Consider the following 13,636-nt stretch of genomic DNA (forward strand, 5'->3'; position numbering starts at 1 on the left):
TGTTCCGCAAGTAGCTAAATTTCCGTAAAACTTGCCGCCAACTCGTTGAGATTTTTATTTTCATTCGCCGGATTGGCACGCATGTCTTGCATTGGGGGCGGCGCTGTCGCACATCTCTTGTCGTTTGAGGGAGGGATATCATGAACGAGCGTTCCGCCAAACCGCACCCGCTGGATCATGTCGTGCTGCCCGTCGTTAATATCGATCTGGCCCGCGAAAGGCTCGGCAAGCTCGGCTTCACCGTTGCCGCCGATGCCCGCCATCCCTTCGGAACGGAGAATGCCTGCGTCTTCTTTGCCGACAACACCTACCTGGAGCCGCTGGGTATCGCGAGCGTCGCAGAGAGCGAGGCGTCGGCGCGGCAAGGCAATGTCTTCACCGCCCGCAACCGGGCCTTCCGCTTCCGTTGCGGCGAGGAGGGACTTTCGGCGGTGGTTTTCGGCACCGAGGACGCCGGCCTCGACCATCAGAGCTTCGCTGCCGGCGGATCGAGCGCCGGCGAGGTGCTGCAGTTCAGCCGGCCGATGAAAATGCCGGATGGTTCTGAGAGCGTCGGCAGCTTCAAACTGGCCTTTGCTGGTGACTTGCGGGCGCCTGATTTCTTTCTCTTCACCTGCCAGCGCATCAATCCATTGCCGGCCGATCGCGGCGCGCTGGAGACGCATGCCAATGGCGCAACAGGCATTGCCGAGATCGCACTGTGCGCGCCGGATCCCGCTGCATTCGCCGCCTTCGTCAGTCTTGCCATGGCGCAACCAGCCGTCGAGAAAACCGGTTTCGGCGTCAATATCGCAGCGCCGAACGCGAAAATAAGCCTGATGACGCCGGAAGGGCTGGAGGCCTATTTCGAGATGGCCGTCTCATCCGCCGACCGCGGCCTGCGCGGCCGGGCTATCCTCTTTACCGTCGCCGATCTTGCCGTGACAGAAGCGCATTTGGCTGCTAACGGAGTGACCTACACGCGCAAGAACAATCGCATTCTGGTGAAGCCGGCGCCCGGGCAGGGCACGCTCTTCGCCTTCGAGGAAACACGATGAGCACTGATACGAATTCTGAAGTCAGGATCGGCGAGGGCGCAGGCCAGGTCACCTTTTCCAATACCGGCCGCCTGTCGCTGATTGCCGGTCCCTGTCAGATGGAGAGCCGCGACCACGCTTTTATGGTTGCCGGCACGCTGAAGGAGCTCTGCGCCAAGCTCGGCATCGGTCTCGTCTACAAGAGTTCCTTCGACAAGGCGAACCGGACCTCGCTGTCGGCCGAGCGCGGCATAGGGCTTGAAAAGGGGATGCAGGTTTTTGCCGATCTCAAGAAGGAATTCGGCTTTCCGGTCCTCACCGACGTTCACACCGCCGAGCAATGCGCCGAAGTGGCTAAGGTGGTCGATGTATTGCAGATTCCGGCCTTCCTCTGCCGTCAGACCGACCTTCTGATCGCCGCTGCCGAGACCGGCCGTGCCGTCAATGTCAAGAAGGGCCAGTTCCTCGCCCCCTGGGACATGAAGAACGTGCTGAAGAAGCTCAACGCCAGCGGCAATCCGAACGTGCTGCTCTGCGAGCGCGGCGCCTCCTTCGGTTATAACACGCTGGTTTCCGATATGCGCTCGCTGCCGATCATGGCGTCGATGGGCGCCCCAGTGGTTTTCGATGCGACCCATTCCGTGGCGCAGCCGGGCGGGCAGGGCGATTCCTCCGGCGGTCAGCGGGAGTTCGTGGAAACGCTGGCGCGCGCAGCGGTGGCGACCGGTATTGCCGGCGTTTTCGTCGAAACCCATCAGGACCCAGACAACGCACCGTCCGACGGCCCGAACATGGTCTATCTCAAGGACATGCCGCGGCTGCTGGAAAAGCTGCTCGCCTTCGATGCCGTCGCCAAGGGCTGACAGTCAAAAGCCTGACATGTTCGTGCTATAGCGACGATCAGACATGCAGGTCGAAGGCGTCGCAATGCGCCATTGTAATTTGCACGCCTTCGATTATGACAGGCTTCGAACGATTGATCACCCACCGAGCAGGAAGAACCCATGACTGCAATCACCGATATCATCGCCCGCGAGATTCTCGATAGCCGTGGCAACCCCACCGTCGAAGTCGATGTCTATCTCGAAGACGGCAGCATGGGCCGCGCGGCCGTTCCCTCGGGCGCCTCGACGGGCGCGCATGAGGCGGTCGAGCTGCGCGATGGCGGCAAGCGCTACCTCGGCAAGGGCGTGCAGAAGGCGGTCGATGCGGCCAATACCGAGATCTTCGACGCGATCGGCGGCATCGATGCCGAAAACCAGATCCAGATCGACAACATCATGATCGAGCTGGACGGCACGCCGAACAAGTCGCGTCTCGGCGCCAACGCCATTCTCGGCGTATCGCTCGCTGTCGCCAAGGCTGCCGCCCAGGCGTCCGGCCTGCCGCTCTACCGCTACGTCGGCGGCGCTTCCGCCAGCCTCCTGCCGGTGCCGATGATGAACATCATCAACGGCGGCGCCCATGCCGACAACCCGATCGATTTCCAGGAGTTCATGATCCTGCCGGTCGGCGCAGATTCTATCGCTGAAGCCGTGCGGATGGGTTCGGAAGTCTTCCACACGCTCCGCAAGGAACTGGCCGCCCAGGGCCACAACACCAATGTCGGCGACGAAGGCGGTTTTGCTCCGGGCCTGAAGAGCGCACCCGAAGCCCTCGACTTCATCATGAAGTCGATCGAGAAAGCCGGCTACAAGCCGGGCGACGACATGTGCCTCGGCCTCGATTGCGCCTCGACTGAGTTCTTCAAGGACGGCAAGTATGTTCTCGAAGGCGAAGGCCGCACGCTCGAATCGGGCGCCATGGCCGAATATCTGGCCGAACTCGCCGCCAAGTACCCGATCATCTCGATCGAGGACGGCATGGCCGAAGACGACTGGGACGGCTGGAAGACGCTGACCGACCTGGCCGGCAAGAAGACCCAGCTCGTTGGCGACGATCTCTTCGTCACCAACTCCGCCCGTCTTCGCGACGGCATCCGCATGGGCGTCGCCAATTCCATCCTCGTCAAGGTCAACCAGATCGGCTCGCTGACGGAAACGCTCGATGCCGTCAACACGGCGCACAAGGCAGCCTATACCGCCGTCATGTCGCACCGCTCCGGCGAAACCGAAGATTCGACCATCGCCGATCTCGCGGTTGCCACCAACTGCGGCCAGATCAAGACCGGCTCGCTGTCGCGTTCCGACCGCCTCGCCAAGTACAACCAACTGATCCGCATCGAGGAAGGCCTCGGCCCGCAGGCTCAGTATGCCGGCCGGTCGATCATCCGCGGCTGATCGAATCTGCTTTCAATGGCTCGACCCGCGCCTTCCGGCGCGGGTTTTTTATTGCCCGTTTTTTACGGTCAATGAACGGTTAATCTCTCAGCGTTATGCTGAACGAATTGGTAATGCGTTCAAGAGCATGCGTGTATGTGGACAAAGCATCATAAGAAGAGAAAGATTGGCCGCTTCGTCATTCCAGCCATGACGGTCGCCTTCCTTTCCTATTTCGGTTATCATTGCATTCACGGCGATTACGGCCTGCGCGCAACGGAGACGTTCGAGCATCAGCGTCTCGCGCGTGAAAAAGAGCTTGCGATCTTGAAGGCAAAGCGCGAACATCTGGAAAATCAGGTCGCGCTGCTCAGTGATGGCTCGCTCGACAAGGATATGCTGGACGAAAAAGCGCGTTATCAGCTCAACATGTCGCGCGCGGACGAGATCGTCATATTCAACCATTATTCCAATTAACCTGAATTAGGTTAATTGGAATTTTCGCAGGTTTTCCAATAATTTAGTGCCGAATACGAGCCATGCAATTATGGCATTGCTGTGGTCAAATTTCTTCCCTATGGTACGCGCCAACGAGAACCGACAAACCCATAGGGAGGGTTGAATGGCGCCGCGAAAGACCGCGACCGTTTCCAGCCGCAAGACTGCAGCAAAACCGGCAGCTAAAGCATCGAATGGCGGCCCGGTAGCCGACTTCGATCGTGATGAAGAACTCAAGGCCTATCGCGAGATGCTTTTGATCCGCCGCTTCGAGGAGAAGGCCGGCCAGCTTTACGGCATGGGCTTCATCGGCGGCTTTTGCCACCTTTACATCGGTCAGGAAGCTGTCGTCGTCGGCATGCAGATGGCGCAGAAGGAAGGCGACCAGGTTATCACCGCCTATCGCGACCACGGCCACATGCTGGCAACCGGCATGGAAGCGCGCGGCGTCATGGCGGAGCTGACCGGCCGCCGCAGCGGCTATTCCCACGGGAAGGGCGGCTCGATGCACATGTTCTCGAAAGAGAAGCATTTCTACGGTGGCCACGGCATCGTCGGCGCCCAGGTTTCGCTCGGAACGGGTCTCGCCTTTGCAAACCATTACCGCGGCAACGGCAATGTCTCGATCGCCTATTTCGGCGATGGCGCTGCCAACCAGGGCCAGGTCTACGAGAGCTTCAATATGGCGGCTCTCTGGAAGCTGCCGATCGTCTATATCGTCGAGAACAATCGTTACGCTATGGGCACCTCGACGGCCCGCGCCACCGCGCAGTCGAATTACTCGCTGCGCGGATCCGGCTTCGGCATCCCCGGCATTCAGGTCGACGGCATGGACGTTCGCGCCGTCAAGGCGGCAGCCGACGAGGCGCTCGAACATTGCCGTTCCGGCAAGGGCCCGATCATTCTCGAAATGCTGACCTATCGTTATCGCGGTCACTCCATGTCGGATCCGGCGAAATATCGCTCGAAGGAAGAAGTGCAGAAGATGCGCTCCGAGCAGGACCCGATCGAGCAGGTCAAGGCGCGCCTTATCGAAAAGGGCTGGGCTTCCGAAGACGATCTGAAGGCGATCGACAAGGATGTCCGCGACATCGTCGCCGACAGCGCCGACTTCGCCCAGGCCGATCCGGAGCCGGATGCATCCGAGCTCTACACCGACATTCTGCTCTAATCGGGGAGGGAACCCATGCCTATCGATATCCTCATGCCCGCCCTCTCTCCGACGATGGAAGAAGGCACGCTGTCCAAATGGCTGAAGCAGGAAGGTGACAAGGTCACTTCAGGCGACGTCATCGCCGAAATCGAAACCGACAAGGCGACGATGGAAGTCGAAGCCGTCGACGAAGGCGTCATCGGCAAACTGCTCGTCGATGCCGGCACCGAAGGCGTCAAGGTCAATACCAAGATTGCCGTGCTGCTACAGGATGGCGAATCGGCCGCGGATATCTCCGCCGCCAAGCCGGCTGCTGCTGCCGCTCCGCAGGTTGCCCAGGCAGAAAAGCCTGCCAGCACCGGTTCTGCCGCAGCACCGCTTCCGGCCGAGCCGAAGGCCGTCGTCCCGAACGACCCGGAAATCCCGGCCGGCACCGAAATGGTGTCGATGACCGTGCGCGAAGCGCTCCGCGACGCCATGGCCGAAGAAATGCGCGCCAGTGAAGACGTCTTCGTTATGGGCGAGGAAGTTGCCGAATACCAGGGCGCCTACAAGGTCACCCAGGGCCTGCTGCAGGAATTCGGGGCCCGCCGCGTCATCGATACGCCGATCACCGAGCACGGCTTTGCCGGCGTCGGTGTCGGCGCCGCCATGGCAGGCCTTCGCCCGATCGTCGAATTCATGACCTTCAACTTCGCCATGCAGGCGATCGACCACATCATCAACTCGGCCGCCAAGACGCTCTATATGTCCGGCGGCCAGATGGGCGCCCCGATCGTCTTCCGCGGCCCGAATGGTGCTGCCGCCCGTGTCGGCGCCCAGCACAGCCAGGACTATGCTGCTTGGTACAGCGCCATCCCCGGCCTCAAGGTCGTCATGCCCTACACGGCCTCCGACGCCAAGGGCCTGCTGAAGGCTGCGATCCGCGATCCGAACCCGGTGATCTTCCTGGAAAACGAAATTCTCTACGGCCAGCACTTCGACGTGCCGAAGCTCGACAATTTCGTCCTGCCGATCGGCAAAGCCCGCATCCATCGTCCGGGCAAGGACGTCACGGTCGTTTCCTTCGGCATTGGCATGAGCTATGCGACGAAGGCGGTTGCCGAACTCGAGAAGCTCGGCATCGATGTCGAACTGATCGACCTTCGCACCATCCGCCCGATGGACCTGCCGACGGTCATCGAATCGGTGAAGAAGACCGGCCGCCTCGTCACCGTCGAGGAAGGTTATCCGCAGTCCTCCGTCGGCACTGAAATCGCCACCCGCGTCATGCAGCAGGCCTTCGACTATCTCGATGCGCCGATCCTGACGATTGCGGGCAAGGACGTGCCGATGCCCTACGCCGCCAATCTCGAAAAGCTGGCGCTGCCGAATGTCGGCGAAGTCGTCGATGCGGTGAAGGCTGTTTGCTACAAATAAGGGGTGGGCGATGGCCGGGATGAAAGATGTCAGGCGCATTGCCTGGTCGATCTATTGGAAGATGGTTTTACTCAGCGCCATCTGCGGTTTTGTTGCCGGTGCAGCTTTCGGGTTCGTTTTAGGGGTTGCTGGTGGGATCGCCGGCATACCTCGGGAGACGATGATGCCGTATCTGCAATGGGGTGGTGCTATTAGCGGTCTGATCGCAAGTTTTTTTGTGTTCAACTTTATTTTGGCACGGACAATTGGAAAGTCGATTGGTGGGCGGCAGCTTGAACTCGCCGTTGTCGATTCGCTCAGGGAGGGCCACTAACATGCCGATCAATATCACGATGCCCGCCCTCTCTCCGACCATGGAAGAAGGCAATCTTTCCAAGTGGCTGGTCAAGGAAGGCGATACGGTTAAATCAGGCGATGTGATCGCCGAGATCGAGACCGACAAGGCGACGATGGAAGTCGAAGCCGTCGATGAAGGCACGGTCGCCAAGCTCGTCGTTGCCGCCGGCACCGAAGGCGTCAAGGTCAATGCGCTGATCGCCGTTCTCGCCGCTGATGGCGAGGATGTCGCCGCTGCCGCAAGCGGTGCGGGCTCCGCCGCTCCGGCAAAGGCTGATGCAGCGCCCGCGCCGAAGGCCGAGGCTGCGCCTGCGAAGGCTGAGGCCGCGCCGGCTCCTGCCGCAGCACCTGCATCGGTTTCGGTTGATGGCAACCGCACCTTCTCTTCGCCGCTTGCGCGTCGTCTGGCTAGGGAAGCCGGTATCGATCTTTCGGCAGTCGCAGGCTCCGGTCCGCATGGTCGCGTCATCAAGAGCGATGTCGAAGCCGCCGTTGCCGGCGGTGGCGCCAAGGCTGCAGCCGCACCGGCCGCTTCCGCTCCGCAGGCAGCCGCCGCTCCCGCCCCGGCCGCGCCGAAGGGCGCTTCCGAGGAAGCCGTGCTCAAGCTCTTCGAACCGGGCTCCTACGAGCTCGTGCCGCATGACGGCATGCGCAAGACGATCGCCCGGCGCCTGGTCGAATCCAAGCAGACGATCCCGCATTTCTATGTCAGCGTCGATTGCGAACTCGATGCTCTGATGGCGCTGCGCGCCCAGCTGAACGATGCGGCTCCCCGCAAGGACAACGCTCCGGCCTACAAGCTCTCGGTCAACGACATGGTCATCAAGGCCATGGCGCTGGCGCTGCGTGACGTGCCGGATGCCAACGTCTCCTGGACCGAGACCAACATGGTCAAGCACAAGCATGCCGATGTCGGCGTCGCCGTCTCGATCCCTGGCGGCCTGATCACCCCGATCATCCGCAAGGCCGAGCAGAAGACCCTGTCGGTCATCTCCAACGAGATGCGCGATCTCGGCAAGCGGGCCAAGGACCGCAAGCTGAAGCCCGAGGAATATCAGGGCGGCACCAGCTCGGTTTCGAACATGGGCATGATGGGCGTCAAGAACTTCGCAGCCGTCGTCAACCCGCCGCATGCGACGATCCTCGCGGTCGGCGCCGGCGAACAGCGGGTCGTGGTCAAGAACGGCGAAATGGCGATCGCCACGGTGATGTCGGTCACGCTGTCGACCGACCATCGCTGCGTCGACGGCGCGCTCGGCGCCGAGCTGCTCCAAGCCTTCAAGGGCTATATCGAAAACCCGATGGGCATGCTTGTCTGATCGCTGGGCGGAGGCGGAAATGACCAAGACCGTTCTTTGCTATGGCGACTCGCTGACCTGGGGTTATGACGCCGAAACGATCGGCCGTCATGACTACAAGAATCGCTGGCCGAGCGTGCTTCAGGCAGCGCTCGGCAGCGAGGCGCGTGTCATCGCCGAAGGGCTGAACGGTCGCACGACCGCTTTCGACGACCACCTCGCCGATTGCGACCGCAACGGGGCGCGCGTCCTGCCGACGATCCTGCAGACGCATGCGCCGCTCGATCTCGTCATCCTTCTGCTCGGCACCAACGACATGAAGCCGGTGGTGGCTGGTTCGGCCTTTGCGGCCTGCCAGGGCATCAGCCGCCTCGTGCGGCTGATCCGCAATCATGCCTGGCCCTTCGAATTCGATGGGCCGGAGATCCTGATCGTGGCGCCGCCGGCGATCTGCGCGACGGGCAATGTGCCCTTCGCCGCGTCGTTTCCCGGCGGCATCGATGAATCGGCAAAGCTTGCAACGCTTTATCGTGATCTTGCCGACGAACTCGGCTGCGGCTTTTTCGACGGCAATTCCGTCGCTAGGACCACGCCGATCGATGGCATCCATCTCGATGCGGAGAATACGCGGGCGCTCGGGCGCGGGCTGGAATCGATCGTGCGGATGATGCTGGGGATCTGAGCATGACGGCCTTCATCGCGCTGCGGCAGGCCTCACGGCGGGATGCCTCGGAGCTGGCGATCCTGGCGGATATTGCTTCGCACGGTTTTGCCTCGTGGCTCTGGTTCGCCGATGTGGCGAATGGCGTCAGCGACACGCCGCTGGAGCGGGGCCGGCTGAAGATGAGCGAGGAGGATACTGTCGGCGGCTGGCGGGATTCCGTCATCGCCGAGGCTTATGGCGAGGTCGCAGGTGTGGCGATCGGCCATGCGCTGGAGGATGGCGTAGGTCATATCGAGGCGACGATCCCGGCGACCGAGCCGATGCTCGCCTTGCAGAAAACGGTTGTGGGAAGCTGGTTCATCGGCAGTCTCGGCGTCTATCGCCACCTCCGCGGCATCGGCATCGGACGCAGGCTGCTGGAGGATCAGATCGACAGGGCCGATCGCCGCCCCGTCAGTCTCATTACCGCAAGTGATAACGAGGCGGCTTTGTCGCTTTATGGAAGAAACGGATTTCTGGAGGCTGCGCGCGCCGATGCCGTGCCGCTCTTCGAAAACAGCAAGAGCCACGCGTGGGTGCTCATGACCCGCAGCGCAGCATAACAAGGGCAGGAAACACATGGCTGAATCCTACGACGTCATCATCATCGGCTCCGGTCCCGGCGGCTATGTTGCCGCCATCCGCGCCGCTCAGCTCGGCCTAAAGACCGCGATCGTCGAGCGCGAGCATATGGGCGGTATCTGCCTGAACTGGGGCTGCATCCCCACCAAGGCGCTGCTGCGCTCGGCCGAGGTGCTGGATCACGCCAATCATTTCAAGGATTTCGGCCTGGTTCTCGAAGGCACTGTCAAGCCGGATGCCAAGGCCGTCGTTGGCCGCTCGCGCGCCGTCTCCGCCCGTCTGAATGCCGGCGTCGGCTTCCTGATGAAGAAAAACAAGATCGACATCATCTGGGGCGAAGCAAAAATCACCAAGCCGAGCGAGATCGTCGTCGGCAAGTCGTCGAAGCCGGTGGTCGAGCCGCAGCACCCGCTGCCGAAGAATGTCAAGGGCGAGGGCACCTATACCGCCAAACACATCATCATCGCCACCGGCGCCCGCCCGCGGGCGCTGCCCGGCATCGAGCCCGACGGCAAGCTGATCTGGACCTATTTCGAGGCGCTGAAGCCGGATGCGCTGCCGAAGTCGCTGATCGTCATGGGCTCGGGCGCGATCGGCATCGAATTCGCAAGCTTCTACCGCTCGATGGGCGTCGACGTGACCGTTGTCGAAGTCATGCCGACCATCATGCCGGTCGAAGATGCCGAAGTGACCGCCATCGCCCGCAAGCAGCTTGAAAAGCGCGGCCTCAAGATCTTCACCAGCGCCAAGGTCACCAAGGTCGAGAAGGGTGCCGGCAGCATCACCGCCCATGTCGAGACGTCAGACGGCAAGGTCCAGCAGATCACCGCCGACCGGATGATTTCGGCCGTCGGCGTTCAGGGCAACATCGAAAATCTCGGCCTCGAGGCGCTCGGCATCAAGACCGATCGCGGCTGTGTCGTCGCCGATGGTTACGGCAAGACCAATGTCGCGGGCATCTATGCGATCGGCGACGTTGCCGGCCCGCCGATGCTGGCGCACAAGGCCGAGCATGAAGGTGTCGTCTGCGTCGAGAAGATCGCCGGTCTGCCGAATGTTCACCCGACGGACAAGGGCAAGGTTCCCGGCTGCACCTATTGCAACCCGCAGGTCGCCTCCGTCGGCCTCACCGAAGCGAAAGCCAAGGAGCTCGGCCGCGACATCCGTGTCGGCCGCTTCTCCTTCGCGGCGAACGGCAAGGCGATCGCACTTGGCGAGGACCAGGGCATGGTGAAGGTGATCTTCGACAAGAAGACCGGCGAGCTGCTCGGCGCCCACATGGTCGGCGCCGAAGTTACCGAGTTGATCCAGGGCTTCGTCGTCGCGATGAACTTGGAAACGACCGAGGAAGAGCTGATGCACACGATCTTCCCGCATCCCACAGTTTCCGAAACGATGAAGGAAGCGGTGCTCGATGCCTATGGCCGCGTGCTGAACGCTTGATAATTTCCAGGGCTGCCCTCTATCCCGAGGCGGCGAAGCCATCCTCCGGGATGGCCTAGCCATCACCCGGGGGCTGGAAAAAACGAAAGGAAATCATCATGTCTATGGAGACGCAGGCGTTGCTGGTGTTTTTGTTGATTGGCCTGGTTGCAGGCTTCCTCGCCAGTCTGGTCGTCGGTGGCGGCGGCTTGATCAGATGCCTGCTCAGCGGCATCATCGGCGCCTTCGTCGGCGGTTATCTGTTCAGCGCGCTCGGCATTTCGCTGGGCATTGAAAACGCGCTGGTCGTGCAGATCATCCACGCCACGGTCGGCGCCATTATCGTGGTGCTGATCGCCAGGGCGGTCGCTTGAGGCGCAACTGAAGGGCAAGTTGAGGGTAGGGGCAGGCATGGAAGGCGTGGGCTGGATTTCGGCAATCATCATCGGCGGACTTGCGGGCTGGCTGGCCGGCAAGCTGATGGACGCGCGATACGGGATTTTTCTGAATATCGTGCTCGGCATCGTCGGCTCGGTCGTGGCCAGCGCCATCCTTGCGCAGTTTCACCTCGCCTTGGTCGGCGGCCGGCTCGGTTACTTCGTGACGGGTTTCCTTGGCGCCTGCCTGCTGATATTCCTTGCGCGGCTGGTGCGGCGCTAGAGATCATGCCGCGTAGGGGCGGCGGAAAGCTGATACTGCAATGGTGACCATTCTCGACACGATCAATCCCGACGCCAAGCGCGTGCGGCATCCGGAAAAGGCACACCGGCCCGATACGGAAGTCATGCGCAAGCCTGACTGGATCCGCGTCAAGGCACCGACCTCCAAGGGTTATGCCGAGACGCGCGCGATCGTGAAGGAGCACAAGCTCGTCACCGTCTGCGAGGAGGCCGGCTGCCCGAATATCGGCGAGTGCTGGGACAAGAAGCACGCCACCTTCATGATCATGGGCGAGATCTGTACCCGCGCCTGCGCCTTCTGCAATGTCGCCACCGGCAAGCCGAACGCGCTCGACATGGCCGAGCCGGAGAATGTCGCCAAGGCGGTCAAGGAGATGGGTCTGTCTCACGTCGTCATCACCTCGGTCGACCGTGACGATCTCGAAGATGGCGGCGCCGAGCACTTCGAAAAGGTGATCTGGGCGATCCGCGCGGCCTCGCCTGCAACAACGATCGAGATCCTGACACCCGACTTCCTGAAGAAGCCGGGTGCCTTGGAGCGCGTCGTCGCCGCCAAGCCCGACGTCTTCAACCACAATATGGAGACCGTGCCCGGCAACTATCTGACGGTTCGCCCCGGCGCCCGCTATTTCCATTCCGTCCGCCTGCTGCAGCGGGTGAAGGAACTCGATCCGACCATGTTCACCAAATCGGGCATCATGGTCGGCCTCGGCGAAGAGCGCAACGAGGTGCTGCAGCTGATGGACGATCTACGCACCGCCGATGTCGATTTCCTGACGATCGGCCAATACCTGCAGCCGACCCGCAAACATCACAAGGTCGAAAGCTTCGTCACTCCAGACGAGTTCAAATCCTACGAGACCGTCGCCTACAGCAAGGGCTTCCTGATGGTCGCCTCCAGCCCGCTGACCCGCTCCTCCCACCACGCCGGCGACGACTTTGCGCGGCTGAGAGCGGCGCGCGAGAAGAAGCTGCTGATCGCTGCTGAGTAAGGTTGGGGCGCGCGACAGGAGAATATCCTCGCCCCCGAGATCGCCGCATGCCCCTCATCCGCCTGCCGGCACCTTCTCCCCGCTTGCGGGGAGAAGGTGATATGCCGCACCCGCCTCTTCAACCTTAACGCTGCGTTTGGCACGTCCCCTCTACCCGTTTACGGGGAGAGGGTTAGGGTGAGGGGCAGGCAGTGGTGGCGAGGGCCGAGGATGACATGATGGATCAGAGAGCAGAGTTGCCGCTGCGTCAGCAGATTACCGACATTAAACAGGCGGCGCAGGACATTCGAAGAGCCCGACGCATTCTCGTCGTGGGCTGCTCGGGCGGCGGAAAATCCACTCTGTCGCTGACGATTGCCAGGCGCTTCGGGCTTTCTTACATTTCACTCGACCGCGACGTTTATTGGCTTCCCGGCTGGGTGACGCGCGACAGGGCAGAGCAGCGAGGTATCATTGCCAGCAGGATCCTCGAAGACCGTTGGATCATGGATGGCACCAATACATCGTCGCTGGACATTCGGATGCCGCGGACCGATGTCGTGGTCTGGGTCCGTATACCGCGGCTTCTGTGTATCTGGGGTGCGATCAGCCGATGGGTAAAGTGGATCGGTCGCACCCGCCCGGAAATGGCCCCGGGCTGTACAGAGAAGATCGATTGGAAATTCCTCTGCTTCATCTGGACATTCGAAGAGAAGTTCGCGCCGCGCATCGTTGCCGGTCTCGCCGAGCACGGCCCTGACGTGCCGGTTCTTCAGCTAAAATCCCGCCGTCAGATGCGTGAGCTTCTTGATCTTCTCCGCGCGCCCGCTTAAGTGCCGCCTATGCCGCAATTCGAAACCCATCGTCCCGTCCCGCACACGCCCGATCAGATGTTCGACCTCGTTGCCGATGTCGAGCGCTATCCCGAATTTCTGCCGCTCTGCGAAGCCCTCGCCATCAGGAGCCGCAAGGAGCGCGACGGCAAGATCCTGCTGGTTGCCGACATGACGGTGGGGTACAAGGCGATCCGCGAGACCTTCACCACCCAGGTGTTGCTAAACCGCGCCGAGCACGTCATCGAGGTCAAATATATCGATGGCCCGTTCAGGTATCTCGACAATCGTTGGCATTTCGCCGAGACGCCGACCGGCGGCTGCACCGTCGATTTCTTCATCGACTACGAGTTCAAGAGCCGCATTCTCGGGGCGTTGATGGGCTCGATGTTCGACCGCGCCTTCCGCATGTTCACGGAAGCCTTCGAGACCAGGGCAAACAGGATCTACACGACGGCCTGAGACGG

The 13,636-nt window shown here is 61.6% G+C and carries 16 protein-coding genes; all 16 read left to right on the top strand.

What is annotated here, in order from left to right; all coding sequences use genetic code 11:
• Positions 1-140 precede the first annotated feature (140 nt).
• The 16 genes from RLEG4DRAFT_RS18945 to RLEG4DRAFT_RS19020 all read left to right on the top strand — a co-directional run bounded on the left by RLEG4DRAFT_RS18945 (position 141) and on the right by RLEG4DRAFT_RS19020 (position 13,631).
• Positions 141-1,037 carry a VOC family protein gene (locus RLEG4DRAFT_RS18945; RefSeq protein ID WP_003579062.1) on the top strand — a complete coding sequence of 299 codons (897 nt, stop codon included), beginning with the start codon at positions 141-143 and terminating at the stop codon, positions 1,035-1,037.
• Positions 1,034-1,879, top strand: coding sequence for a 3-deoxy-8-phosphooctulonate synthase (kdsA, locus tag RLEG4DRAFT_RS18950; RefSeq protein WP_003579065.1), 846 nt, complete (start codon positions 1,034-1,036; stop codon positions 1,877-1,879). The genes RLEG4DRAFT_RS18945 and kdsA overlap by 4 nt, the downstream gene beginning before the upstream one ends.
• 141 nt (positions 1,880-2,020) lie before the next feature.
• The gene (gene eno, locus RLEG4DRAFT_RS18955; protein ID WP_003579067.1) at positions 2,021-3,295 is read left to right on the top strand and encodes a phosphopyruvate hydratase; all 1,275 of its coding nucleotides are present in this window, start codon (positions 2,021-2,023) and stop codon (positions 3,293-3,295) included.
• Between the two features lie 135 nt (positions 3,296-3,430).
• A complete protein-coding gene (locus tag RLEG4DRAFT_RS18960; RefSeq protein WP_003573348.1) occupies positions 3,431-3,751 on the top strand; it encodes an FtsB family cell division protein in 321 nt (106 codons plus the stop codon).
• A gap of 145 nt (positions 3,752-3,896) precedes the next feature.
• Complete coding sequence (gene pdhA / locus RLEG4DRAFT_RS18965) at positions 3,897-4,943, top strand: pyruvate dehydrogenase (acetyl-transferring) E1 component subunit alpha (protein ID WP_003579069.1); 1,047 nt, start codon at positions 3,897-3,899, stop codon at positions 4,941-4,943.
• A 15-nt stretch (positions 4,944-4,958) separates the two neighbouring features.
• A complete protein-coding gene (locus tag RLEG4DRAFT_RS18970; protein ID WP_003579070.1) occupies positions 4,959-6,344 on the top strand; it encodes a pyruvate dehydrogenase complex E1 component subunit beta in 1,386 nt (461 codons plus the stop codon).
• 10 nt (positions 6,345-6,354) lie between these two features.
• Positions 6,355-6,657: a hypothetical protein gene (locus tag RLEG4DRAFT_RS18975; protein WP_003579072.1), complete on the top strand. Its 303-nt coding sequence runs from the start codon at positions 6,355-6,357 to the stop codon at positions 6,655-6,657.
• Between the two features lies 1 nt (position 6,658).
• Positions 6,659-7,999, top strand: coding sequence for a pyruvate dehydrogenase complex dihydrolipoamide acetyltransferase (locus RLEG4DRAFT_RS18980; RefSeq protein WP_003579073.1), 1,341 nt, complete (start codon positions 6,659-6,661; stop codon positions 7,997-7,999).
• Between the two features lie 19 nt (positions 8,000-8,018).
• The gene (locus tag RLEG4DRAFT_RS18985; RefSeq protein WP_003579076.1) at positions 8,019-8,660 is read left to right on the top strand and encodes an SGNH/GDSL hydrolase family protein; all 642 of its coding nucleotides are present in this window, start codon (positions 8,019-8,021) and stop codon (positions 8,658-8,660) included.
• Positions 8,661-8,662: 2 nt separating this feature from the next.
• A complete protein-coding gene (locus RLEG4DRAFT_RS18990; protein ID WP_003579077.1) occupies positions 8,663-9,244 on the top strand; it encodes a GNAT family N-acetyltransferase in 582 nt (193 codons plus the stop codon).
• Between the two features lie 16 nt (positions 9,245-9,260).
• A complete protein-coding gene (gene lpdA, locus RLEG4DRAFT_RS18995) occupies positions 9,261-10,706 on the top strand; it encodes a dihydrolipoyl dehydrogenase (protein ID WP_003579079.1) in 1,446 nt (481 codons plus the stop codon).
• A 98-nt stretch (positions 10,707-10,804) separates the two neighbouring features.
• Positions 10,805-11,059, top strand: coding sequence for a GlsB/YeaQ/YmgE family stress response membrane protein (locus tag RLEG4DRAFT_RS19000; protein ID WP_003539329.1), 255 nt, complete (start codon positions 10,805-10,807; stop codon positions 11,057-11,059).
• 37 nt (positions 11,060-11,096) lie between these two features.
• Complete coding sequence (locus RLEG4DRAFT_RS19005; RefSeq protein WP_003579081.1) at positions 11,097-11,345, top strand: GlsB/YeaQ/YmgE family stress response membrane protein; 249 nt, start codon at positions 11,097-11,099, stop codon at positions 11,343-11,345.
• 40 nt (positions 11,346-11,385) lie between these two features.
• Complete coding sequence (gene lipA / locus RLEG4DRAFT_RS19010) at positions 11,386-12,357, top strand: lipoyl synthase (protein ID WP_003573330.1); 972 nt, start codon at positions 11,386-11,388, stop codon at positions 12,355-12,357.
• Positions 12,358-12,572: 215 nt separating this feature from the next.
• On the top strand, positions 12,573-13,169 hold the full coding sequence (locus RLEG4DRAFT_RS19015; protein WP_003579083.1) for a hypothetical protein: 597 nt from the start codon (positions 12,573-12,575) through the stop codon (positions 13,167-13,169).
• A gap of 9 nt (positions 13,170-13,178) precedes the next feature.
• Positions 13,179-13,631 (top strand): type II toxin-antitoxin system RatA family toxin, encoded by a 453-nt coding sequence (locus tag RLEG4DRAFT_RS19020; protein WP_003579084.1) that lies wholly within the window; start codon positions 13,179-13,181, stop codon positions 13,629-13,631.
• Positions 13,632-13,636 lie beyond the last annotated feature (5 nt).

It is taken from the genome of Rhizobium leguminosarum bv. trifolii WSM2297, assembly GCF_000271845.1.

Bases quoted from the DNA above. Each gene is read 5' to 3' on its own strand.
- lipA (WP_003573330.1), top strand. From the start codon at position 11,386: ATGGTGACCATTCTCGACACGATCAATCCCGACGCCAAGCGCGTGCGG.
- RLEG4DRAFT_RS18975 (WP_003579072.1), top strand. From the start codon at position 6,355: ATGGCCGGGATGAAAGATGTCAGGCGCATTGCCTGGTCGATCTATTGG.
- RLEG4DRAFT_RS18945 (WP_003579062.1), top strand. From the start codon at position 141: ATGAACGAGCGTTCCGCCAAACCGCACCCGCTGGATCATGTCGTGCTG.
- RLEG4DRAFT_RS18970 (WP_003579070.1), top strand. From the start codon at position 4,959: ATGCCTATCGATATCCTCATGCCCGCCCTCTCTCCGACGATGGAAGAA.
- kdsA (WP_003579065.1), top strand. From the start codon at position 1,034: ATGAGCACTGATACGAATTCTGAAGTCAGGATCGGCGAGGGCGCAGGC.
- pdhA (WP_003579069.1), top strand. From the start codon at position 3,897: ATGGCGCCGCGAAAGACCGCGACCGTTTCCAGCCGCAAGACTGCAGCA.
- lpdA (WP_003579079.1), top strand. From the start codon at position 9,261: ATGGCTGAATCCTACGACGTCATCATCATCGGCTCCGGTCCCGGCGGC.
- eno (WP_003579067.1), top strand. From the start codon at position 2,021: ATGACTGCAATCACCGATATCATCGCCCGCGAGATTCTCGATAGCCGT.
- RLEG4DRAFT_RS18985 (WP_003579076.1), top strand. From the start codon at position 8,019: ATGACCAAGACCGTTCTTTGCTATGGCGACTCGCTGACCTGGGGTTAT.
- RLEG4DRAFT_RS18960 (WP_003573348.1), top strand. From the start codon at position 3,431: ATGTGGACAAAGCATCATAAGAAGAGAAAGATTGGCCGCTTCGTCATT.
- RLEG4DRAFT_RS19015 (WP_003579083.1), top strand. From the start codon at position 12,573: ATGATGGATCAGAGAGCAGAGTTGCCGCTGCGTCAGCAGATTACCGAC.
- RLEG4DRAFT_RS19005 (WP_003579081.1), top strand. From the start codon at position 11,097: ATGGAAGGCGTGGGCTGGATTTCGGCAATCATCATCGGCGGACTTGCG.
- RLEG4DRAFT_RS19000 (WP_003539329.1), top strand. From the start codon at position 10,805: ATGTCTATGGAGACGCAGGCGTTGCTGGTGTTTTTGTTGATTGGCCTG.
- RLEG4DRAFT_RS19020 (WP_003579084.1), top strand. From the start codon at position 13,179: ATGCCGCAATTCGAAACCCATCGTCCCGTCCCGCACACGCCCGATCAG.
- RLEG4DRAFT_RS18980 (WP_003579073.1), top strand. From the start codon at position 6,659: ATGCCGATCAATATCACGATGCCCGCCCTCTCTCCGACCATGGAAGAA.
- RLEG4DRAFT_RS18990 (WP_003579077.1), top strand. From the start codon at position 8,663: ATGACGGCCTTCATCGCGCTGCGGCAGGCCTCACGGCGGGATGCCTCG.